The following is a 21,664-nucleotide window of genomic DNA, read 5'->3' as shown; positions in this document are numbered from 1 at the left end:
ATGCTTGCCCCATGTTCGTCGGCGTTGCCGGCACATGCCCAGGCAGTCGAGACCTTCGAGGCTGCAAGCGCGGGAAACCGTGCTGGTCGTTTCTTCCTACGGACCTACCGCGTCCATCCACGCCACCCACAAGGGACCTCTCCCTTGCGGGCGGGGAATCCCTTGTTTTTCCTCAAGGAGTTTCCCCATGGATCGTTCCCTCATCAAATCCATGATGCCTTCGCTGGTCGCAGGCCATGTGCCCCGCAACGTGCGGTCGTTCAAGTACCGCGTGTTCGATGATCAGCCGCTGTCCTCAACGCTGGGCTTCGCCATCGACCCCCAACCCTTCGACGGCAAGGTGGTCGCCGCGACCGACGATGCCATCGTCGTCAAGCTCAAGCCTTCCGAGTTCGCGGTGCTCGATCCCAGCCTGGTGACCACGGTTCCTGCCGAAGGCGCCAAGGTGCATGTCCAACCCTATGCCCGTCGTCGCTTCGACGGACTGCGCGCGGACACGCCGGAGGTCATCACCGAGGAGACTTCGGACGGCACGCCGTACACCATCACGAGGCACATCCTCGGCTCGGCGCCGGCCAAGCTGCCCATTCCCACGCCGCAGTGCATGGAGTTGGGCCAGCTCATCGAGCAGTTGGAGGAGATGCCGGCCCCCGATCGCTTCCGGCGCATCACCCACATGCTGGTGGATGCCGGTGCCCGCGACTTCACCTGGGTCGATCCCACGCCCTCCAAGATCATCGAGACCCCGCCGGCGATCAGCTTCACGGTCTCGACCGCGAAGTTCGAGGGCCGGGTGACGATCCTCTACGACCGCGGCGGAGACACCTACGTGGTGGAACTGCACCGTCAGAACGGTGAATCGGTCGAACTGGTCGATCGGCACGACGAGGTGTATTTCGACATGCTCGGCGAAGTGCTGGAGAGGCTCATCGACGACGGGCGCTGGCGCCAGATCGACGTGAGCATCCTCGACGCGAAAGCGGCCCGCAAGCGCCAGGCCGTCCCGGCATGACGCCCCGCAGCGAAACCGGGCGGTCCTGCGGCTGACCCGAGGCATCCGCCACGGCGTTCCAGCCGTTCCGGCCGCGTGCACTACAGGCCCTTCATCCCATCGGATGGAGGCCTTTCTCATTCTTCCACACAGGAGATTTCATCCATGTCACTGCGATTCAAAGGCGCTGACCTGCGCCCCGTGCTGACCGAAGCCATCGCCAATCAGGGGTCGTCTCAGAAAACGGAAAAAAATCGTACGCTAAGAGCCGAAGTGGGCCCTTTAGCAGCAATGCAAAGCTGCGATCAACGGGCAGGAAACATTGCCATGGTGCGCGTTGCACTCTCTCACTAACGTCGACAGGGCCTCTTCCATCCGCGTGAGGTCCGCCATGCGTGCGCGCACATCGGCCAGCCGGTGAGCAGCCAGTTCGGCCGCCTCGCTGCAATGGGTGCCGTCCTCCAGTTTCAGGAGCTGGCCGACTTCATCCAGGCTGAATCCCAGGCGCTGGGCTGACTTCACGAACTTCACCCGCGCCACGTCCGCCTGCCCGTAGCGGCGGATGCGACCGTAGGGCCGCTCCGGCTGGGGTAGCAAGCCCTTGAGCTGATAGAAGCGGATCGTCTCCACGTTGACCCGGGCTGCCTTGGCGAAGGCCCCGATGGTCAGATTCTCTTGAGCGTTCTCCATGGCGCTTGACTCCGTAGTTGACTACGGAAGTAACGTTACAGCATCAAGCGAAGTCCCGGAAGGAGAACCTTATGTCGGAACCCAAGAACGGCTGCGGCGCACTGGCGACCGGCGGCGTCGCGGCCGTCCTCGCCTCGGCCTGCTGCCTCGGCCCCCTTGTCCTGGTCGCGCTCGGCTTCTCTGGCGCGTGGATCGGCAACCTGACCGTGCTGGAGCCGTATCGGCCGATCTTCATCGGCGCAGCGCTCATCGCGCTGTTCTTCGCCTGGCGCAGCATCTTCCGACCAGCCCATGCCTGCAAGCCCGGCGACGTTTGCGCCGTGCCCCAAGTGCGGACTGCCTACAAGGTGATCTTCTGGATCGTGGCCGCCCTGGTTCTGGTTGCCCTCGCGTTTCCCTACGTCCTGCCGCTGTTCTACTGAAAGGAGATCACCATGAAGAAACTCACCACCCTCACCACCCTCATCGCCCTGGCCGCCGCTCTAAGCGCGCCCGCCTGGGCTGCCACCAAGACCGTCACCCTGTCGGTGCCCGGCATGACCTGCGCCGCGTGCCCGATCACGGTCAAGACGGCTCTGTCCAAGGTCGCCGGCGTCGAGAAGGCCGAAGTCAGCTTCGAGAAGCGGGAGGCCGTCGTCACCTTCGACGAGGCCAAGACCAATGCCGACGCCTTGACCAAGGCCACCGCAAACGCGGGTTACCCGTCCAGCGTCAAGCAGTGAGGGCGTAATCATGGCCGAGGCGATCACCCTCCACATCGAAGGCATGACCTGCACGTCGTGCGCCGAGCACGTCCAGCAGGCTTTGACGAACGTGCCCGGCGTGCGCGCGGCCTCGGTGTCCTATCCGCAGCGGCAGGCCGAAATCGAGGCGGATGCAGGCGTGAGCGTGGCCCCGCTGGTTGCCGCAGTGGCCACGCTCGGCTATCGCGCACGGCTTACCGACACGCCGAACAAGCCTGCCGGCCTGCTAGACAAGGCGCTGGGCTGGCTCGGTGGCGAAACGAAGCATGTTGGCGGTGAACAAGCGCTGCACGTGGCTGTGATAGGCAGCGGCGGCGCGGCGATGGCGGCTGCCTTGAAGGCCGTGGAGCAAGGCGCCCGCGTCACGCTGATCGAGCGCGGCACCATCGGCGGCACCTGCGTCAATGTCGGCTGCGTGCCGTCCAAGATCATGATCCGCGCCGCGCACATCGTCCACCTGCGCCGCGAAAGCCCGTTCGATGCTGGCCTGCCGGCCGCAGCGCCCGCTGTACTGCGCGAGCGGCTGCTGGCCCAGCAACAAGGCCGCGTCGAGGAGCTGCGCCATGCCAAGTACGAAGGCATCCTGGCAAGCACTCCGGCCATCACCGTGCTGCGCGGCGAGGCCCGGTTCAGGGACACGCGCACGCTGACCGTGGCGACCGCTGACGGCGGCACGCACGAGGTGAACTTCGACCGCTGCCTGATTGCCACCGGCGCGAGCCCGGCGCTTCCGCCAATCCCGGGCCTTGCGGACACACCCCACTGGACCTCCACCGAGGCGCTGGAAAGCAGCTCGCTCCCCGAGCGGCTGGCCGTGATTGGTTCCTCCGTGGTGGCGGTCGAGTTGGCGCAAGCCTTCGCCCGGCTGGGCAGCCAGGTCACGATCCTGGCGCGCAGCACGCTGTTCTTCCGAGAAGACCCAGCCATCGGGGAAGCCGTAACAGACGCCTTCCGCGCCGAGGGCATCGAGGTGCTGGACCACACCCAGGCGAGCCACGTTGCCTATGCGGGCGGGGAATTCGTGCTCACCACCGGGCAGGGGGAAGTGCGCGCCGACAAGCTGCTGGTCGCCACCGGTCGCGCGCCGAACACGCGCAGCCTGAACCTTGAAGCGGCAGGCGTCGAAGTCAATGCGCAGGGAGCCATCGTCATCGACCGCGCCATGCGCACGAGCGCACCGCACATCTTTGCTGCCGGCGACTGCACCGACCAGCCGCAGTTCGTCTATGTGGCGGCGGCGGCCGGCACGCGCGCCGCGATCAACATGACCGGCGGCGACGCGGCGCTGGACCTGACGGCGATGCCGGCGGTGGTGTTCACCGATCCGCAGGTGGCGACCGTGGGCTACAGCGAGGCGGAAGCGCACCACGACGGCATCGAGACCGACAGCCGGCTGCTGACGCTCGACAACGTGCCGAGGGCGCTCGCCAACTTCGACACGCGCGGCTTCATCAAGCTGGTGGCGGAAGCTGGCTCAGGGCGGCTGATCGGCGTACAGGCGGTCGCGCCGGAAGCGGGCGAACTGATCCAGACGGCCGCGCTGGCGATCCGCCACCGGATGACCGTGCAGGAGCTGGCCGACCAGTTGTTCCCCTACCTGACCATGGTCGAGGGACTGAAGCTCGCGGCGCAGACCTTCAACAAGGACGTGAAGCAACTGTCCTGTTGCGCCGGATGAGGAAAAGGGAGGTGTTCGATGAACGCCTACAGCCGCGCCAACCGCCGCATCTACGCGGCCTTGTCCGATCCCCTGTCGGCCACCCACCGGCACCGCCTCGACGATCTGCTCAAGCGCCACGACAACGGCAAGACGACCTGGCTGGCCTGGCTGCGCCAGTCGCCCGTCAAGCCGAACTCGCGCCACATACTCGAACACATCGAGCGCCTCAAAGCCTGGCAGGCGCTCGACCTGCCTTCCGGCATCGAGCGGTCGGTGCACCAGAACCGCCTGCTCAAGATCGCCCGCGAAGGCGGCCAGATGACGCCCGCCGATCTGGCCAAGTTCGAGGCACAGCGCCGCTACGCGACCCTGGTGCGCTCGCCATCGAGGGCATGGCCACCGTCACCGACGAAATCATCGACCTGCACGACCGCATCCTGGGCAAGCTGTTCAACGCTGCCAAGCACAAGCATCAGCAGCAGTTCCAGGCGTCCGGCAAGGCGATCAACGCCAAGGTGCGGCTGGCCACCTCGATCAAGCAGGGCACGGTGACGGCCTCGCTGATGCTCAGGAAACTCGGCAGCTACCCGCGCCAGAACGGCCTGGCCGTGGCGCTGCGCGAGCTGGGCCGCATCGAGCGAACGCTGTTCATCCTGGACTGGCTGCAAAGCGTCGAGCTGCGCCGCCGCGTGCATGCCGGACTGAACAAGGGCGAAGCCCGCAACGCGCTAGCCCGCGCCGTGTTCTTCAACCGGCTGGGCGAAATCCGCGACCGCAGTTTCGAGCAGCAGCGCTACCGGGCCAGCGGCCTCAACCTGGTGACGGCGGCCATAGTGTTGTGGAACACGGTCTATCTGGAACGGGCCTCAAACGCCTTACGCGGTCACGGCCAGACTGTCGATGACGCCCTGTTGCAGTACCTGTCGCCGCTGGGCTGGGAGCACATCAACCTGACCGGCGATTACCTCTGGCGCAGCAGCGCCAAGATCGGCGCGGGCAAGTTCAGGCCGCTACGACCGCTGCAACCGGCTTAGCGTACGATTTTTTCCGTTTTCTGAGACGTCCCCAATCAGTGCCGCATTGTCCTGGTCAAGGATCAGGGCGTGTACTTCCTCGCCGAGCGTGGGGAGCGTCGCCCGGATGGGCGCCAGGCACTGCTCGCCTACGCCGTCGGATGCAACCCGGACACCGACCCGTTCGATGACTGGTGGCACCTCGCCGGCCGCGAGCTGGGCGGCGATGACTTCGCGGAGTATTTCGACCCGAAGGACGGCCTGTTCACGCGCCTCCAGCACTCGGCGGACGATCTCGTGCTTTCCGCCACCGCCACGCACCTGTCCTTAGCAGTGGTGCCTCCCGCCTGACGCGGCAACCGCCTCGCAGCCCCCGCATCGGGGGCCTTCTTTTGTTCGCACCGCCGCCATCGCCGCGCGTGCGCGTTTGTCTCCAGCCGCCGAGGCACGCCCCGCCGGCCACAACGCCGGCATGCCACCGGAGACAACCGCATGAACACGCCATCGACCTCGCCGAGGCTGCACCTCCTACCGGTGTCGCTGCGCACGGCCAATGCATTCGTTCTGTCGCACCATCGCCACCACCGCCCGGTCCAGGGCGCGAAGTTCGCCCTGGCCGTCACGCTGAGCGACAGCGACCTGATCCACGGCGTGGCCATTGTCGGCCGCCCGGTCGCGCGGCACCTGGACGCTGGAAGTCACGCGGCTGTGCACCGACGGCACACCCAGCGCCTGCAGCAAGCTCTACGGCGCGGCCTGGCAGGCGGCAAGGGCGCTGGGCTACATACGCCTGCTCACCTACACCATGCCCGACGAAGGTGGCGCCAGCCTGCGCGCCGCCGGCTGGCGGCTGATCGGCGCGCGCGGTGGCGGCGCCTGGAGCCGTCCCGGCCGTCCGCGCGCCGATACCCCCGAGCACCTGCGCGGCGCCAAGTGCCTGTGACAGGCGCCGGGTGGCGCGGACAAAGGGAAGCGCCCGGGTGCCGATTGATTGCTGCCGCGCGCGCGAGGCCCCGCCATGCTGGCCCCATGCCTGCTGACGTCGTCAGCGACATGCCAGGCAACCATCGGTCTTCGAGGTTGCGGCGCAGTTCCCACTGCGTGACCGAGCCAGCTCGCACCGCATCCTTCCGCGAGCGGCCACCAGCCTCTGGTGGCGGATGCTTTCGCCTTATCAACCCACCGCGGGGTCACGCACCTTCCCCGCATGCGTGGGCCGGTGTGTCTCCGCTTCATCCCAATGGAGATTCACCATGAACACCACGTCCAACGAGAAATCGTATTTCGACCTCCACACCTCGGGCATCGGCTACATCCAGCGTGTCCGTGAAGTGCCCGTCCGGGGCGGCCGCCGTGCGCAGCCTTTCCTGGCATGCACCATCGCCGCGCTGGTCGGCCCCGCCCGGGACCCCAGCTACCGCTACTTCGACGTCAAGGTCTCGGGTGCCGAGGCCAAGAAGCTCGTTCAGCGCTACATCGGCGTTGACGATCCCAAGCAGCGCCCGCTGGTGCGCTTTCGCCTCGGTGACCTGTGGGGCGATGTGTACATCCGCGACAAGGGTGAGCAGAAGGGTCAGGCCGCCGCGTCCCTCAAGGCGCGACTGCTCAAGGCCGAACTGATCGACCGGGCCGAACTGGCTTCGATCGAGCAGCACGAGTTGATCACCCGCGGCATCGGCTATCTCAATCGTGTGAAGGACGTCACCCCAAAAGCTGGCGACTCGTTCCTCTCTTGCACCGTCGCGGCACTGGCCGGGCCTGTCGATGAACCGGAGTATCGGTACTTCGACACCATCGTCGCCACCCCGGAAGCCGAGCACCTGGTTCGCCGGTGCGTTCAGGCCGTCGAGGGTGACCGCAAGGTGCTGATCGCCTTCCGTCTGAACGACATGAAGATCGATCCGTACATCCGCACCAAGGGTGAGCACGCCGGGGAACCGGCCGCCAGCCTGGAATCGACGCTGGTCCACATCGGTCTCATCAAGATCGACGGCACCCAGGTCTATCCGACGAGCCAGGCGCAAGCCGAGGCGCCGCCGGCCGAAGACGCATCCGCGTCCGAAGCCGACGATGCCATCGACACGGCCACCGAGCCCGCCGAGCGCGAGCCCGAGGCGCAAGTCCAGGAGCAGGAGCCGGCATTGGCTGCTTCGTTCTGATCCGGCACGGCCTCTCACGGGGCCTTGTCGCTTTTCCTCCCCACGTACGCCGCGTCCCCAGGACGCGTGCTTGCGCATTTCATCCCCCGAGTTCCGCGTGGTCTCACGGCCACGCGGTTGTCGAATTTCTCAAAGGAGATCAGCCATGTCTCTGGTATCCCGCTTTGCTCCGCAATCCCCGATCCTGCGCTCTGATCGCCCACTCTCGGACGACCGCATTCGTGCCGTCGTTCCGTCGATCTTCGCCGACGCTCCACATGGGAGCCGGTCCGATCGGTATGCCTACATACCGACCTCGACCGTGCTGACCAAGCTGCGCCAGGAGGGCTTCGAGCCCTTCATGGTGTGTCAGACGCGCGTGCGCAACGAAGACCGGCGCGAGTACACGAAGCACCTCATCCGACTTCGCCATGCAAGCCAGATCAACGGCGACGAGGCGAACGAGATCATCCTGCTCAACAGCCATGACGGCACGAGCAGCTATCAGATGCTCGCCGGCATGTTCCGGTTCGTCTGCCACAACGGCCTGGTTTGCGGTGACACCACCGCAGACATCCGCGTTCCCCACAAGGGCGACGTGGCCAGCCAGGTGATCGAAGGTGCCTACGGAGTCCTCGAAGGTTTCGAGCGCGTGCAGAACGCGCGCGATGCGATGCGCACCATCACCCTCGATGAGGGCGAAGCGGAGGTCTTTGCGAACTCTGCGCTCGCACTCAAGTACGACGATCCGGCCAAGTCCACGCCTGTCACCGAGAGCCAACTGCTGGCCCCTCGGCGATGGGACGACCGCAAGAACGACCTGTGGGCCGTCTTCAACCGCGTCCAGGAGAACCTAGTCAAAGGGGGCCTGAACGGACGCACGGCCAACGGCCGCAATCAGCGCACCCGTCCGGTGCAAGGCATCGACCAGAACCTGCGCCTGAACCGGGCGTTGTGGCTGCTGGCCGAAGGCATGCGCCAGCTCAAGGCGTGATGCCACGCGGACCTCGCCCACCTCGGGCGAGGCCATTTCCTCTCATCCACCGGGTGCCGTCGGCGGCCCGTCATTCATCATCAGGAGAACCATCATGGCAACCCCATCGGCTTCCGAGAAATCTGTTGCGCCCATCGTCGTCCCCGGCCAGCTCACGCTGCGTACCATCCGCGGCAAGAACGGCCCGTTCACGGTTGGCCGCCTCGCGACGCACCTCGGTACTTTCGAGGTCAAAGACCCGGAGCTGGAGCAGTACCCCGAAGGCAAGTACGACGGGGAATTCATCATCAGGTACATCTTCCCGAAGTCCTATCCGGTCGGCGGCGGCATGCGGTTCGAGATCCGTGCCAGCCTCGACGGCATGACGCTCAACGGCATCGACAAACTCAGCCGCGACGAAGCCCGCAGCTTCGCCACCCAGGACGTCGATCCGCTCGATGAAGAGCAAGGGGCGCAGCCTGCGGCAACGCCGGCCAAGCCCACCAAAGCGTCCAGGCCCGCCAAGCCCGCACCCGTGCAGGCGTCCGCGGACCCGCTGGTCGATACCACGCCCTTCGGCGTGGATGCGCCACCGCCTGCTACGGCCGCTGCCCCCGGCAGCACCGAAGACGGTGACGCCGCGCTCTTCGGCCTGCTGTGGCCGCTGGGCGAGTCCGTGAAACTGGATTCGACCATCGACCGCCGCACCCTGCGCGCGCAGATCGCCCGCCTGGGCGAGCTGGGCTACGCGCTGGACTTCAAGACGCAGGAGTGGAGCCGCCAGGCCGAACCAAAACCTGCGTGATCGCAGACGCCGCATGCGCGGTGTTCTTCATCCACCCGCCGGGGTTCCTTTCCCATGCGGGGGAGGCCCTGGCCATTTTCTGGAGGTCTCCATCATGTCCACCATCGCTTGCGATACCCCGCGTTCAACGCTGGATGAACCCGCGTGGCGGGACCTTTGCAAAGCGGCCGCCGCACACGCCCAGCGCGGTTGCGGCTTGTCCTACGACCACTACGTGACGCTCTTCAGTTCGGCGATCGACGCACAGGCCAATCGTTTGCCGGATGAGCAACGTGCTCAGGCTCTCGAAATCGCGGCCCAGGAATGGGACTACGCAACACCTGCCGAACGGCAGGAAACCCAGGACTGGAATGCGGAGCATGGCTATTGCTCGCACGGGATCGAGTTCGGCTACTGCCCGGCCGGTTGTGATCGAGACGATGACGACTGGGATTGAGGGCGACGCATAGGTTCCTTCGCCGCAGATGCGGCATTCCATCACCCGCTGGGGGTTCTTCCCCACGGGGAGGCCTTCAGCTCAACTTTTCGAGGAGGCCTCTCATGGGCTGGTATTTCTCAAACCAATCGCGGTCCGAACTGATCGCGGAACTGATCGCACCGCAAGAGACCGAGCGCGCCAGCGTCAAGGTCATCGCTCACACCCTGCGCGGCAACGTGCTGTGGTCCGTCGCCGAAGTGACCGCCAAGGTCGAAGGCGTGCATCGTGATCTCGCACCGGGCCAGTCCCTGCGCTACATCCGCTGCGATCTGCTTGAACGAAGCGGCGGCCAGTGGGGCTACAAGTCCTTGGACGAGTCCATGCACCCGTACTACTACACGTGCCCGCTGTCCTATCTGGACCTCGCACCGGAGCAGTCCGCCGACTGGCGTGCAGGCGTTCGCGCCTACCACGCCCGGCGGCGCACACCCACGGCATCCGCGGCATCCGCCGCGGCGTCGATGGCCTGAGCCAGGAGGAACCGACATGGACCCGATCCTGGCAACGCTTCCGCCCTCGTTGCTGGCACTCGTTGAAGGGAGTTTGTCCAACGACGAAGTGTCCTCCGACGAGGAAATGCTGGCGTACTTCATCGACAACGGCCTCACCGAGGACCAGGCACGGCAGGCACTGACCTACCGCGACCAGTACCTCAACAACATCTACCTGGAAGGCTTCACGCCGATCACTTCGGCGGACGAGCCGCTTCACTTCAACCCGCACACCCGGCAGTTCGAGCCGGACTGAGCGGTTTTCTTCCACCCCCTGGGGCAGTACTTGCCCCAGCGGGCGGTGCTGTTCCCGTTCATCCGAGGACACCACCATGCCCGCAAACACTTCTTCCACGCTGTACCGCATCGACGAATGCCCGGACGTGATGGCCGACGCCTGCGTCGGCGATGACCAGGGCAACCTGATCTTCCTGTCCATCTGGGCGCGGGACACCGCCGTCCAGCAGTTCCTCGCTCGCCTGACCCTCGGGCGCGACGAGCAGGGACTGGACCAGTTCCACGTCATCACCGACCAGGGCGGCAGCGTCCCGGTATTCATCGGCAACGTCGATCGCCTGGAAAAGCGCATCACGCGCGCGTACCGGCGGACGCTGTTCGGCTCGCTGTCCAACGTGTGGCTGTTCGACCGGCGCTGCGTCAAGCCCGACAAGGCCAACGCCAGCGCATTGGCACTGCTGCCACGCGACAGCGCCCACAGGCTTGACCGCCTGTGGATGCTGGTGCGGGACACCTGCCCGTTGCCGCTGCTCGATCACTGGCGCGAGACCGTGCTGGAACTGCTGCAAACCCGCGAGATGCTGGCCCGCCTTCCGTTCGCCCTCGGGCCGCTGGAAGGCCATCGGCTCGCCATCGACGTGCCGGCGCTGACCCTGGCGCTCGGCTCCCTGATCCGCAGCGACGCGCTCACCGCCTATCCGTATCCGGCCAAGATTTGGACGCCGGAAGCGGTAGCGGCTTGACCCACCCTCGGAGGCACGCCTTGGCGTACTTCCGTGTTTCATCCCCGCCAACCAGGAGACTTCCATGGCCCTCATGTTCCCGCGGCTCGCCCGCAATTTCGTCAAGAACGGATATTTCCCGACCGACGAACCCACGCTCGAAAGAGCGCTCAACGCACTGATGCCCAGCGACGGGCCGATGTGCATCCTCGATCCCTGCGCCGGCGAAGGCGTGGCGATCGCCGAAGCCGCCCATGCCCTCGGGCGCGAGCAGGCAAAGGCGTTCGCCGTCGAGTTCGACGCGGAGCGGGCGCGCCATGCCCGCGGCCTGGTCGATCACTGCCTGCACGCGGACCTGATGGACACGATGGTCTCCAAGCAGTCCTTCGGGCTGCTCTGGCTCAACCCGCCGTATGGGGACCTGTCCAAGGACGTCAACGGCAACATCGGCTATCAGGGCCAGGGCCGTGCCCGCCTTGAAAAGCTGTTCTACCAGCGCACGCTCTCGCTGCTGCAATACGGCGGCGTGCTGGTTTTCATCGTCCCCGGCTACGTGCTCGACGCGGAGTTGGTCGGCTGGCTGACGCGCCACTACACGGACCTGCGCATCTACCGAGCGGTGGAGACGCAGTTCAAGCAGGTGGTGATCTTCGGACGCCGGGTGCGCCAGCGCGAGCAGGTGCCCGATGGCGTCAAGGCCGTGCGCAATCTGCTGTTGCAGGTAGGGCAAGGCGAAGTCGAAGCCGAGGAACTGCCGAGCGAGTGGCCGTTCCTGCCGTACATCGTCCCCGCCAGCCCGGCCGAGCCAGAGCATTTCTTCCGCGTGACGATGGAGCCCGAGCAGTTCGCCGATGAGGTTGGCAGGCTGCAAGGCTTGTGGCCATCGCAGGACACGCACCTGGGGGCTGCGCAGCAATCGCTGCGTCCACCGGCGCGGGCCTTGTCCCGCTGGCATCTCGCCCTGGCTCTGGCCGCGGGTGCGATCTCGGGGGTTGTGCGCTCCAAGACCGGGCGCGTGCTCGTCGTCAAAGGTGACACCCACAAGGACAAGACGCTCCAGCGGGAGTTCACCGAACGCGAAGACGGCTCCATCGCCGAGACCCGCATCCTCACCGACAAGTTCGTTCCCGTCATCCGCGCGTGGGACATGACACCTGGCTCCGCGACACGGGGCGAGGTGTTGACCATTCGCTGATCCACCGGACGCGCTGCCGTCCTGCTGTACCAACTCGAAGGAGAAACACCATGATCCCCAATCCGTTCAAGCGGCCTGCGCCGCACAAGCAACCGTTGTTCGCACCGAGTACGTTGAAGTTGAGCGAGAAGGTGCATTGGCTGGCCCGGCGAGGCCTGATCGACCCCTTGGCCTATGTCCAGCGCCATGTGCGCGGGGACTGGGGCGAGATCGATGAGGCCACACGCCAAGCCAACGACGTGGCGATCCAACAGGACAACCTAATGATCTCGCAGTTCAGGATCACGCCGGACCTGGCGCTGATCGTCAAGACCAGCGAGGACCACCAGACCACGGTGGTCCAGCTTCCCGAAGAGCGGGACCTGATCTGAGGCCCCACATCGTCATCCTCATCCACCTGACGGAGCCACTTCACTCCGGCAGGGGTGTCGTGGCTCAATGACTCATCAAGGAGGAGCCCATGGCATCGCATCGCATCGAAACCTACTGCCAGCGGCTGGCGTTCCCCATCGGGGCGCTCATCTTCAGCAGAGGTGTAGACCGCCTGGTCCGCGCGGGTCGCCTGGACCCGATCCCGTACTTCAGGCGCCACACCCGTGGCGACTGGGGCGACGTCAACATCCAGCAATGGCAGACGAACAGCAGCGCGCTTCAATCGGGCGCGTCGCTGGAATCGCACTACGTGATCCATCCGGGGCTCGCCATTCGCATCGTCACCGATTCGCAGCGCTGCGCAACCGTCATCGTGCTTCCGTCCGAAGACTGAGCACGGTTCACCTGCGGGCCGCCCAGGCCAGCACCTTCAACCACCCTCAGCCACGCGTCGATTCTCTTCCCACCACGGGGCATGCCATTGCCCCGCTGGGGGTGGTGCATGCCCCATTTTTCTTTGGAGCATCACCATGTCCCTCGATCTCGAAACCACTGCCGCTGAATCCGCGCCCGTACAGGGCGAACTGCTCGACGCGGAATCTTCCCCTCTGACCCTGAGCCTTCAGGATTTTGTCGGCGAGTTCGGCGACGAACTACTCGACGCCCTCAACAGCGCTAATCCGCCGGTCTATACCGGCCAACCGCAGGCGCACCGGCAACTGGTGGTCGCCAGCCTCAAGCGCAAGCTGTTCCCAGCCCAGGCCGAAGTCGTCCACGCCGCCGCCGAGCTGCTGATCGACCGTGGCGAACGTGCTGCGATCGTCAATGGCGAGATGGGCTGCGGCAAGACGACCGTCGGCATTGCCACGGCCGCCGTGCTCAACGCCGAAGGCTATCGCCGCACTCTGGTGCTGTCGCCGCCCCACCTGGTTTACAAGTGGCGGCGCGAGATCCAGGAGACGGTGGCCGGTGCCAAGGTGTGGGTACTCAACGGGCCGGATACGCTCGTCAAGCTCATCAAGCTGCGCGAGCAGTTGGGCGTGCAGCCCACGGGCCAGGAGTTCTTCGTCCTGGGGCGCGTCAGGATGCGCATGGGCTTTCACTGGAAGCCTGTCTTCACCACGCGGCGCACCCGCCACGGCGACGTGGCGGCCTGCCCGGACTGCGGCACGGTCATCACCGACCTCGACGGCGAGCCGGTCAACCCGATCGCGCTCCAAGCCGAGGAGTGCCGCAGGAAGTGCGGCCACTGCGCCGCGCCCCTGTGGACACTGATCCGCCCGCGCAGTCTGTCCGGCAGCGACCAGTCCTCGGCCGTGCTCAAAGCCTTAAAGCGCATACCGACCATCGGAGAGGTCACCGCGCAGAAGCTGATGCAAAAGTTCGGTGACGGGTTCCTGGCGTCGATGCTCGGCGACAACATCCATGAGTTCATCAACCTCATGGATGGCAACGGCGAGCTGGTGTTTTCCGACCGTCAGGCCACGCGCATGGAACGTGCGATGGCCAACATGGAGTTCGGCTTTGGCGAGGGCGGCTATCAGCCGTCCGAGTTCATCAAACGCTACCTGCCGCAAGGCACGTTCGACCTGCTCATCGCCGATGAGGCACATGAGTACAAGAACGGGGGCAGTGCCCAGGGCCAGGCCATGGGCGTGCTGGCGGCGAAGGCTCGCAAGACCTTGCTGCTGACCGGCACGTTGATGGGCGGCTACGGGGACGACCTGTTCCACCTGCTGTTCCGAGCCCTTCCGGGGCGGATGATCGAAGACGGCTACCGCCCGACCACGAGCGGCAGCATGACCTCGGCTGCGATGGCGTTCATGCGCGATCACGGGGTGTTGAAGGACATCTACTCCGAGAGCACCGGCACGGCGCACAAGACGGCCAAGGGCACCAAGGTATCGGTGCGCACGGTCAAGGCCCCGGGGTTTGGCCCCAAGGGCGTGCTGCGCTGCATCCTGCCGTTCACGATCTTTCTCAAGCTCAAGGACATCGGTGGCAACGTCCTGCCGCCGTATGACGAGGAGTTCCGTGAAGTCGCGATGGACACGGCGCAAGCCGCGGCCTACCGCGATCTGGCGGGTCGGCTGACCGCGGAGCTGAAACAGGCTCTGGCGCGACGCGATACGACCTTGCTGGGTGTGGTCCTCAACGTGCTGCTGGCCTGGCCGGATTGCTGCTTCCGGTCGGAGACCGTGGTGCATCCGCGCACGCGCAACACCTTGGCGTTTGTCCCGGCTCAGTTCAACGAGTTCGAGATCAGCCCCAAGGAGCGTGAGCTGATCGACATCTGCAAAGCGGAGAAGGCGCAGGGCCGCAAGGTTCTGGCCTACACGGTCTATACCGGCACGCGGGACACCACGTCGCGCCTGAAGGTGCTGCTGGAGCAAGAAGGCTTCAAGGTGGCGGTGCTGCGCGCAAGCGTGGATGCCAGCCGCCGCGAAGACTGGATCGCTGAGCAACTGGATCGTGGCATCGACGTGCTCATCACCAATCCCGAGCTGGTCAAGACGGGATTGGACTTGCTGGAGTTTCCGACGATCGTGTTCATGCAGTCGGGCTACAACGTGTACTCGCTCCAGCAGGCGGCACGCCGCTCCTGGCGCATCGGGCAGAAGTTGCCGGTGCGCGTGATCTACCTCGGCTACGCCGGTTCTTCGCAGATGACCTGCCTGGAACTGATGGCCAAGAAGATCATGGTCTCGCAGTCCACCTCGGGCGACGTGCCCGAATCGGGGCTGGATGTCCTGAACCAGGATGGTGATTCCGTCGAGGTCGCACTGGCCCGGCAACTGGTCGCCGCCTGAACTTCACGCAATGCCGACGACCGAGAGGTCGTCGGCTCTTTTTTCAGCGCCTCGCAGCGTCAAATTGCACCTTGCCGTACACGCCTGGACAGTGATTCAGCGCTTTCCTTGCGCTCGCTGTAACGATCCACCAGATACGGCGCCACGTCGCGCGTGAGCAGCGTGAACTTCATCAGTTCTTCCATCACGTCCACCACGCGGTCGTAGTAGGCCGAGGGCTTCATGCGTCCGGCCTCGTCGAACTCCTGGTACGCCTTGGCGACCGAGGACTGGTTCGGGATGGTCAGCATCCGCATCCAGCGGCCCAGCACGCGCATCTGGTTGACGGCGTTGAACGACTGCGAGCCGCCCGATACCTGCATCACCGCCAGCGTCTTGCCCTGGGTCGGGCGCACCGCGCCGACCGACAGCGGAATCCAGTCGATTTGGGTCTTCATCAGGCCGGTCATCGCGCCGTGGCGCTCCGGCGAACTCCACACCATGCCCTCGGCCCATTGCACCAGTTCGTGCAGTTCCTTGACCTTCGGGTGATCGGCCGGCGCATCGTCCACCAGAGGCAGCCCGGACGGATTGAACAATCGGGTCTCGCCGCCCAGCGCCCGCAAGATGCGTGCGGCTTCTTCGGCTGCGAGGCGGCTGAACGAGCGTTCGCGCAGCGAACCATAGAGCAGCAGGAAGCGCGGCGCGTGCGTGGCCCGTGCCGGCGCGAACAGATGTTCGGTGTCCGGTTGCTGGAACAGCGCCGTGTCGATGTTCGGCAGGTCGAGACGAGATTCAGACACGGCGGCCGTCCTGATCGACCACCGGCTCGCCGTCTTCCTTGTTGAACGCGCCGCGCTGCGGCTGCGGCAGCAGGTCGAGCACGGCTTCCGAAGGCCGGCACAGGCGCGTGCCTAGCGGCGTGACCACGATAGGCCGGTTGATGAGGATGGGATGCTGGAGCATGAAGCCGATCAGGTCGTCGTCGCTCCACTTCGGGTTGCCCAGGTCGAGGTCGGCATAGGGCGTGCCTTTCTCGCGCAGCACGTCTCGCACCGGCACGCCCATCGCCGCGATCAGCGCCTGGAGCGTGTCGCGGTCGGGCGGCGTTTTCAGGTACTCGATGATGGTCGGTTCCTCGCCGCTGTTGCGGATCAGGCCCAGCACGTTGCGCGAGGTGCCGCAGGCTGGGTTGTGGTAGATCGTGATGGTGCTCATGGATGCCTCTTGGAGGTTACGAAGTGGTCGCGCGGCGTTCGTACCAGCCGCGTGAGCGATTGACCACGCGCACCACCAGCAGCATGACCGGCACCTCGATGAGCACGCCGACCACTGTTGCGAGTGCTGCGCCGGAATGGAAGCCGAACAGGCTGATGGCGGCGGCCACGGCCAGCTCGAAGAAGTTGCTGGCACCAATCAACGCGGATGGCCCAGCGACGCAGTGCTTTTCGCCCACCTGGCGGTTGAGCCAGTACGCCAGACCGGAATTGAAGAACACCTGGATCAGGATCGGCACCGCCAGCATGGCGATCACCAGCGGCTGCCGGATGATGGCCTCGCCCTGGAAGGCGAACAGCAGCACCAGCGTCAGCAACAGCGCGGCGATGGACAATGGGCCGATGCGTTCCAGTGCCCTGTCGAACACGGCCTGCCCCTTGCGCAGCAGCGCCCGGCGCCAGAGCTGGGCCAGGATGACCGGAATGACGATGTACAAACCCACCGACACCAGCAAGGTGTCCCACGGCACCGTGATCGACGACAGGCCCAGCAGCAGGCCGACGATGGGTGCGAAGGCGAACACCATGATGGTGTCGTTCAAGGCCACTTGCGACAGCGTAAATACCGGATCACCGCCAGTCAGCCGACTCCAAACGAAAACCATTGCGGTACACGGTGCAGCAGCCAGCAGGATCAGGCCGGCGATATAGCTGTCGAGCTGATCGGCGGGCAGCCAGTCGGCAAAGACGTGGCGGATGAAGATCCACGCCAGCAACGCCATTGAGAACGGCTTGACGGCCCAATTGATGAACAGCGTGACCCCCATGCCCCGCCAATGCTGGCGCACCTGGCCAAGCGCGGCGAAGTCCACCTTCAGCAGCATGGGGATGATCATTACCCAGATCAGCAGGCCGACCGGCAGGTTGACCTTGGCAATCTCCATGCGGCCGATGGCCTGGAATGCGGCGGGCGCGAACTGGCCCAGAGCGATCCCCGCGATGATGCACACCGCCACCCATAGCGTCAGGTAACGCTCAAAGCCGCTCATGGCGGAGTTTGCTGGCGCGGGGCCGGCAGTATCGGTTGCGCTCATCGGGCGGGCCTCACTGGCGGCCGATGTCGCGCAGTTCACGCTGCAACGACATGGCATCGAGACTCTTGATCGGAAGCGACAGGAACAACTCGATACGTCGGCGCAGCGTCATGGCGGTATCGAAGAACGCCTTGCTTTGTCGTTCCAGGGTGCCTTCCACGGCTGCCGGGTCAGGCACGCCCCAATGCGCCGACACCGGCTTGCCCGGCCACAGCGGACACGCCTCGCCGGCTGCGTTGTCGCAGACGGTGAAGATGAAATCGAACACCGGCGCATCGGGCTTCACGAACTCGTCCCAGCTCTTGCTGCGGTAGCCCGTTGTCGGAAGGTGCAGCCGCTCCAGCGTGGCGAGTGCCAGCGGGTGAACTTCGCCTTTCGGATGGCTACCTGCCGACCAGGCGTGAAACCGCCCTTGGCCCATGTCGTTGAGGATGCCTTCGGCGAGGATGGAGCGGGCCGAATTGCCCGTACAGATGAACAAGGCGTTGTAAGTGGTATCGGTCATGGTCAGCAGCAGGTCTTGGATGGAGAAACCTCGCATACGCCACCTTGGCAGCAATGCTCGGTCAGGTAACCGATCAGACCGTCCATGCGGCCGTACTCGGCGCGATAAATCAGGTTGCGGCCCTGCTGCTCGATGCTGACGAGGCCAGCATGGGCCAGTTCCTTCAAGTGGAAGGACAAGGTGTTGCGGGCCACGTCGAGCTGGTCAGCTAGCGTGCTCGGCGTCAGTCCGCCCGGGCCAGCAACGACCAAGGCGCGGAACACGCGCAGGCGCTGGGTGTGAGCCAGGGCGTTTAAGGCGGAAATGGCTTGATCCTCTTTCATGATTCGATAATACAACATTTATAGAATTAATGTGCAAACCACAGTTGGATTTGCGGGTTGCGCTATGTGTTGGACTGCAAAAGCGGGCACCCCCCAGTTCGCATTTCTGACTGACCGCGCAGCCGCGCGCAGCCAAGGTATCGGCATCGCAACAGAAGAGCCGATGCCATGCCTGCAATCCATGTATCCCGGTGTCTGGTCGGTACCAGCCTCCTGGCCGCAGCCTTGGCCAGCGGCTGCGCGACCACGCCACCGCCGCTGGCCGCCAGCACCGTCGAGGACGTCCCACCCGCGCCCGAGGCTGCACCGCCCGAGTTCATTCCCGTCGTGCGCTATGGCCGCTACACCCTGGTGGAGCTGGCGCCGATGGCGGCGCAGCGCGATCTGCTGGTGCAGACCATCGACGTGTCCATGCCCGAGGAGGTCCGCGCCACGGTCGGCGACGGGCTGCGGCATGTGCTCAAACGCAGCGGCTACCAGCTTTGCGAGACCCCGCATGCGGTGATCGAGCTGTACGCGCTGCCGCTGCCGGCGGCGCACTTGCATCTCGGCCCCATGACCTTGCGCGATGCACTGCTCACCCTGGCCGGTCCGGCTTGGGAACTGCACGCCGATGACCGGACGCGGCAGGTCTGCTTCGAGCGGCCTGGTCGCGACACCGGTGCCGAGCCGGTGTCCGAGCCGCCTGCTGCCGAGGCCGTGCAGACGTTCCCCTTTGCGGGAGGCCAGCCATGAACGCGGCACAGCCGCTCCGGCGCCCGACCGCCGCCGTGGTGTTGCAAAGCCTGCTCTGGCTTTGGCTGCTGGGTCTCAGTGTCTTCGCGATCCTGGGCCACCAGACGATGACCGATCAGGCCGACCAGCAGCAGCTCGATGTCCGGTTGCAGCGCCTCGAAGCCCAGGTGACCGGGCTGGCCGAGACCACGCGGGCCTTGCAGCAGCAGCCCGCAGCCGCCACCGCCGCAGGCCTGCAAGACGCTCGGCAGGCAATGGAGGCGCGCATCGTTCAAGCCGAACAGGCGCTGGGTGGCTATGCCACCGCCGAGGACGTTCAGGCGCTGCGTACCGAAGTCGAGCAGATCAAGGTGCGCCAAGCGACTGCGCGTGCAGCGGCGCCTACCCAGCGGCGCACCCCGAGCCAACCGGCCACCGCCAAGTCCGAACCGCCGCCGCTGCCATTTCGTGTCGTCGGCGCTGAGCTGCGCGCGGGTCAGCGCAGCGTGTCCGTCGCCCCGAGTGCCGGAGATTTCACGCCCGATCAGCTCCAGGTGCTGCTGCCGGGTGATGCGCTGGGTCCGTGGCGCCTGCAGGCGATCGAGGGCAATGCCGCGGTGTTCCAGGCCGGCGACCAGACCCGTCGCGTGGCGATTCCTTGACCGGAGCCCACCACATGAAGCCGTCGATCATCCTGTACGCGTTCCTGCTGGGCTCCATGCAGTTGCCCGCCTGGGCGCAGCAGTCCGCCACGACCCCCGCCCGCAATGCGCAGAGCCAGGAGCGCCCGCTGGCCGCCCGCATCCTGGACGACCGGGTGGCAGGCGAATGGGGCCTGCAACCGCAGGAATGGGCGCGCTATCGCGACTTGATGGATGGGCCGCTGGGCATCTACTCGCCAAATCTGGACCCGCTGTCCGCCCTGGGCAACGAGGCGCGCACCGACGAAGAACGGCGGCGCTACGCAGAGCTGCAGGTGCAAGTCGAAGCGCGCCGCGTGGAGAAGCTGCTCGCGTACCAGCGCGCCTACGACGAGGCCTGGCAGCGCCTGAACCCCGGCATGCAGCGGGTGAACCTGTCTGACGAGAGGCCAGGCGCCGCCGCTGCGCGGGGCAGCGGTCGCACGGCAGTGTTCATCAAGGACGGCTGCGCGGCTTGCGGGCAACTCGTCCAACGCCTGCAATCCTCGGGTGCCGAGTTCGACCTTTACATGGTCGGCAGCCGCCAGGACGATGCGCGCATCCGCGACTGGGCCAAGCGCGCCCAGATCGACCCGGCCCGGGTGCGCAGCGGCGGCATCACGCTCAACCACGACGGCGGCCGCTGGCTGTCGCTGAGCCTGCCCGGCGATTTGCCTGCGGTTGTGCGCGAAGTGAACGGCCAATGGCAACGCCAGCCGTAACGGCGCTGCTGCGCGCACTGGCGCTCACTGCGGGCCTGTTCGCCTGCGCCGCCCATGCCCAGGAGGTTCCGCCACCGGCCTACCAGCTTGCCGCACAGCGCGCGGGCATTCCCTCGACGGTGCTCTACGCCGTGGCCTTGCAGGAGAGCGGCATGCGACGCAATGGACGCATCGTCCCATGGCCGTGGACCCTGAATGTCGCCGGCCAGTCGCGGCGCTTCGCCACCCGTGCCGATGCCTGCGCCGGTTTGCAGCAGGCGATGCGATCTACGCCACCCACGCGCATCGACGCGGGCCTGGGCCAGATCAACCTGGGCTACCACCCGCACCGCTACACCCATGCCTGCGACTTGTTGGACCCGTACCGCAATCTCGCCAGCGCCGCCGAGATCCTCAAGGAGCAGTACACCCCCGGTGAAGACTGGCTGCTGGCCATGGGCCGCTACCACCGGCCCGCGGGCGGTGAGCCTGCCGCCCGCTATCGACGCAGCGTATCCCGACACCTCGCCCGCGTGCAGGGCACGCACTCAATCGCCACGGCGCGAGCCGTGCGTCAGGAGTCGACCCCATGACGAAACCGCTCTGGACCCTGCGGGGCCTGCTCGCGCTGCTGGCGGCGCTGCCGTTGGTCGCGCATGCCGCCGAACCGCTGATCGTGGTCGAGGACCGCGGCGGCGCGTCGGCGCTGCCGTACTACGAAGCGCTTAACCTGCAGCCACGCGCCAACAGCGCGTTGCGGCCTCCCATTCCGACGCCGCAGATTCCCGCCACCCCCGCTGACGAGGCAGCGATGCTGCCGGTACGCAGCGCGAAGCTGATGCCCGGCTTCGTCGCGCGGCGCGTGATCGAGGCACCGGGCCTGCGGCCTTTCGTGGTCATCGGCGACGATGAGACCTCGCAAGCCTGGCTGCGCCGTCACGCGGCGTCGCTGCACGACCGCGGCGCGGTCGGCCTGGTGGTCAATGTCGAGACCGCGCAGGCTTTGGCGCGGTTGCGCGCACTGGCGCCTGGCGTGCCGATGGCCCCCGTGGCCGGCGATGATCTGGCCGAACGCCTGGGCCTGCGGCACTACCCGGCGCTGATCACGGCGACCGGCATCGAGCAATGAGGCC

The 21,664-nt window shown here is 65.9% G+C and carries 28 protein-coding genes and 2 pseudogenes; 24 read left to right on the top strand and 6 right to left on the bottom strand.

Annotation, left to right across the window (positions count from 1 at the left end; all coding sequences use genetic code 11):
- The first annotated feature begins 187 nt into the window (after window positions 1-187).
- Window positions 188-1,012 (top strand): hypothetical protein, encoded by an 825-nt coding sequence (locus AC5P98_RS03925; protein ID WP_003098941.1) that lies wholly within the window; start codon window positions 188-190, stop codon window positions 1,010-1,012.
- A gap of 261 nt (window positions 1,013-1,273) precedes the next feature.
- Here AC5P98_RS03925 and merR read toward each other — a convergent pair whose 3' ends face one another.
- Window positions 1,274-1,681 carry a mercury resistance transcriptional regulator MerR gene (gene merR / locus AC5P98_RS03920; protein ID WP_003098939.1) on the bottom strand — a complete coding sequence of 136 codons (408 nt, stop codon included), beginning with the start codon at window positions 1,679-1,681 and terminating at the stop codon, window positions 1,274-1,276.
- 71 nt (window positions 1,682-1,752) lie between these two features.
- Between merR and merT the strand changes: the two genes are divergently transcribed.
- From merT to AC5P98_RS03830, 18 genes and pseudogenes are all read left to right on the top strand, one after another.
- Window positions 1,753-2,103 carry a mercuric ion transporter MerT gene (gene merT / locus AC5P98_RS03915; RefSeq protein WP_003116827.1) on the top strand — a complete coding sequence of 117 codons (351 nt, stop codon included), beginning with the start codon at window positions 1,753-1,755 and terminating at the stop codon, window positions 2,101-2,103.
- 12 nt (window positions 2,104-2,115) lie between these two features.
- Window positions 2,116-2,403: a mercury resistance system periplasmic binding protein MerP gene (gene merP / locus AC5P98_RS03910; RefSeq protein WP_003116826.1), complete on the top strand. Its 288-nt coding sequence runs from the start codon at window positions 2,116-2,118 to the stop codon at window positions 2,401-2,403.
- 10 nt (window positions 2,404-2,413) lie between these two features.
- Complete coding sequence (merA, locus tag AC5P98_RS03905) at window positions 2,414-4,102, top strand: mercury(II) reductase (RefSeq protein ID WP_003098932.1); 1,689 nt, start codon at window positions 2,414-2,416, stop codon at window positions 4,100-4,102.
- Window positions 4,103-4,120: 18 nt separating this feature from the next.
- Window positions 4,121-4,636 (top strand): Tn3 family transposase, encoded by a 516-nt coding sequence (locus tag AC5P98_RS03900; RefSeq protein WP_003098931.1) that lies wholly within the window; start codon window positions 4,121-4,123, stop codon window positions 4,634-4,636.
- Window positions 4,600-5,118 (top strand): annotated as a pseudogene (locus AC5P98_RS03895) (Tn3 family transposase); the annotation flags it as partial. The gene AC5P98_RS03900 and the pseudogene AC5P98_RS03895, both read left to right, overlap by 37 nt.
- Window positions 5,119-5,163: 45 nt before the next feature.
- Window positions 5,164-5,448: a DUF3085 domain-containing protein gene (locus AC5P98_RS03890; protein WP_031629745.1), complete on the top strand. Its 285-nt coding sequence runs from the start codon at window positions 5,164-5,166 to the stop codon at window positions 5,446-5,448.
- A gap of 141 nt (window positions 5,449-5,589) precedes the next feature.
- A pseudogene (locus AC5P98_RS03885) lies at window positions 5,590-6,040 on the top strand (XF1762 family protein).
- Between the two features lie 310 nt (window positions 6,041-6,350).
- Window positions 6,351-7,256: a DUF3577 domain-containing protein gene (locus tag AC5P98_RS03880; RefSeq protein ID WP_003116825.1), complete on the top strand. Its 906-nt coding sequence runs from the start codon at window positions 6,351-6,353 to the stop codon at window positions 7,254-7,256.
- Window positions 7,257-7,401: 145 nt separating this feature from the next.
- On the top strand, window positions 7,402-8,229 hold the full coding sequence (locus AC5P98_RS03875; protein ID WP_013391792.1) for a DUF932 domain-containing protein: 828 nt from the start codon (window positions 7,402-7,404) through the stop codon (window positions 8,227-8,229).
- A gap of 94 nt (window positions 8,230-8,323) precedes the next feature.
- The gene (locus AC5P98_RS03870) at window positions 8,324-9,013 is read left to right on the top strand and encodes a DUF3275 family protein (protein ID WP_003116823.1); all 690 of its coding nucleotides are present in this window, start codon (window positions 8,324-8,326) and stop codon (window positions 9,011-9,013) included.
- Between the two features lie 94 nt (window positions 9,014-9,107).
- Complete coding sequence (locus tag AC5P98_RS03865) at window positions 9,108-9,449, top strand: hypothetical protein (protein ID WP_003116822.1); 342 nt, start codon at window positions 9,108-9,110, stop codon at window positions 9,447-9,449.
- A 104-nt stretch (window positions 9,450-9,553) separates the two neighbouring features.
- On the top strand, window positions 9,554-9,961 hold the full coding sequence (locus AC5P98_RS03860; protein WP_003116821.1) for a hypothetical protein: 408 nt from the start codon (window positions 9,554-9,556) through the stop codon (window positions 9,959-9,961).
- Window positions 9,962-9,977: 16 nt separating this feature from the next.
- Window positions 9,978-10,238, top strand: coding sequence for a hypothetical protein (locus AC5P98_RS03855; protein WP_003090124.1), 261 nt, complete (start codon window positions 9,978-9,980; stop codon window positions 10,236-10,238).
- Window positions 10,239-10,314: 76 nt separating this feature from the next.
- Window positions 10,315-10,962 carry a hypothetical protein gene (locus AC5P98_RS03850; RefSeq protein WP_003116820.1) on the top strand — a complete coding sequence of 216 codons (648 nt, stop codon included), beginning with the start codon at window positions 10,315-10,317 and terminating at the stop codon, window positions 10,960-10,962.
- Between the two features lie 40 nt (window positions 10,963-11,002).
- Window positions 11,003-12,136 (top strand): DUF6094 domain-containing protein, encoded by a 1,134-nt coding sequence (locus AC5P98_RS03845; protein ID WP_223224654.1) that lies wholly within the window; start codon window positions 11,003-11,005, stop codon window positions 12,134-12,136.
- A gap of 50 nt (window positions 12,137-12,186) precedes the next feature.
- A complete protein-coding gene (locus AC5P98_RS03840) occupies window positions 12,187-12,507 on the top strand; it encodes a hypothetical protein (protein WP_003116818.1) in 321 nt (106 codons plus the stop codon).
- An 89-nt stretch (window positions 12,508-12,596) separates the two neighbouring features.
- Entirely contained in the window at window positions 12,597-12,902 is a 306-nt protein-coding gene (locus AC5P98_RS03835) for a hypothetical protein (protein ID WP_003116817.1), read from the top strand.
- A 136-nt stretch (window positions 12,903-13,038) separates the two neighbouring features.
- Window positions 13,039-15,318: a helicase-related protein gene (locus AC5P98_RS03830; protein ID WP_013391793.1), complete on the top strand. Its 2,280-nt coding sequence runs from the start codon at window positions 13,039-13,041 to the stop codon at window positions 15,316-15,318.
- 59 nt (window positions 15,319-15,377) lie between these two features.
- On the opposite strand, the gene arsH is transcribed toward AC5P98_RS03830, so the two are convergent.
- The 5 genes from arsH to AC5P98_RS03805 are packed head-to-tail and all read right to left on the bottom strand — an operon-like array spanning window position 15,378 to window position 18,436.
- On the bottom strand, window positions 15,378-16,100 hold the full coding sequence (gene arsH, locus AC5P98_RS03825) for an arsenical resistance protein ArsH (protein WP_013391794.1): 723 nt from the start codon (window positions 16,098-16,100) through the stop codon (window positions 15,378-15,380).
- Window positions 16,093-16,515 carry an arsenate reductase (glutaredoxin) gene (arsC, locus tag AC5P98_RS03820; protein WP_013391795.1) on the bottom strand — a complete coding sequence of 141 codons (423 nt, stop codon included), beginning with the start codon at window positions 16,513-16,515 and terminating at the stop codon, window positions 16,093-16,095. Before arsC ends, arsH begins: the two co-directional genes overlap by 8 nt.
- Before the next feature lie 16 nt (window positions 16,516-16,531).
- Window positions 16,532-17,563 carry an ACR3 family arsenite efflux transporter gene (gene arsB / locus AC5P98_RS03815; RefSeq protein WP_425483440.1) on the bottom strand — a complete coding sequence of 344 codons (1,032 nt, stop codon included), beginning with the start codon at window positions 17,561-17,563 and terminating at the stop codon, window positions 16,532-16,534.
- A 55-nt stretch (window positions 17,564-17,618) separates the two neighbouring features.
- Window positions 17,619-18,149: an arsenate reductase ArsC gene (locus AC5P98_RS03810; protein ID WP_016445104.1), complete on the bottom strand. Its 531-nt coding sequence runs from the start codon at window positions 18,147-18,149 to the stop codon at window positions 17,619-17,621.
- Window positions 18,116-18,436, bottom strand: a complete 321-nt coding sequence (locus tag AC5P98_RS03805) for an ArsR/SmtB family transcription factor (protein WP_016445103.1) — start codon at window positions 18,434-18,436, stop codon at window positions 18,116-18,118. Before AC5P98_RS03805 ends, AC5P98_RS03810 begins: the two co-directional genes overlap by 34 nt.
- A 168-nt stretch (window positions 18,437-18,604) precedes the next feature.
- On the opposite strand from AC5P98_RS03805, the gene pilL2 reads away from it, so the two are divergent.
- From pilL2 to AC5P98_RS03780, 5 genes are read left to right on the top strand one after another with little or no spacing between them, the layout of a single operon-like run.
- Complete coding sequence (gene pilL2 / locus AC5P98_RS03800; RefSeq protein ID WP_013391799.1) at window positions 18,605-19,171, top strand: PFGI-1 class ICE element type IV pilus protein PilL2; 567 nt, start codon at window positions 18,605-18,607, stop codon at window positions 19,169-19,171.
- Window positions 19,168-19,812, top strand: coding sequence for a hypothetical protein (locus AC5P98_RS03795; protein WP_013391800.1), 645 nt, complete (start codon window positions 19,168-19,170; stop codon window positions 19,810-19,812). The genes pilL2 and AC5P98_RS03795 overlap by 4 nt, the downstream gene beginning before the upstream one ends.
- A 14-nt stretch (window positions 19,813-19,826) precedes the next feature.
- Window positions 19,827-20,552, top strand: coding sequence for a TIGR03759 family integrating conjugative element protein (locus AC5P98_RS03790; protein ID WP_495229854.1), 726 nt, complete (start codon window positions 19,827-19,829; stop codon window positions 20,550-20,552).
- Window positions 20,534-21,124 (top strand): transglycosylase SLT domain-containing protein, encoded by a 591-nt coding sequence (locus AC5P98_RS03785; protein ID WP_013391802.1) that lies wholly within the window; start codon window positions 20,534-20,536, stop codon window positions 21,122-21,124. The genes AC5P98_RS03790 and AC5P98_RS03785 overlap by 19 nt, the downstream gene beginning before the upstream one ends.
- Window positions 21,121-21,660, top strand: coding sequence for an integrating conjugative element protein (locus AC5P98_RS03780; RefSeq protein WP_013391803.1), 540 nt, complete (start codon window positions 21,121-21,123; stop codon window positions 21,658-21,660). The genes AC5P98_RS03785 and AC5P98_RS03780 overlap by 4 nt, the downstream gene beginning before the upstream one ends.
- Window positions 21,661-21,664: the final 4 nt, after the last annotated feature.

The sequence above is a fragment of the Stenotrophomonas sp. YJH_SMC_135 genome, assembly GCF_059372355.1.
The sequence above is the reverse complement of the archived record's forward strand: the minus strand, read 5'-3'. Positions and strand labels throughout refer to the sequence as shown.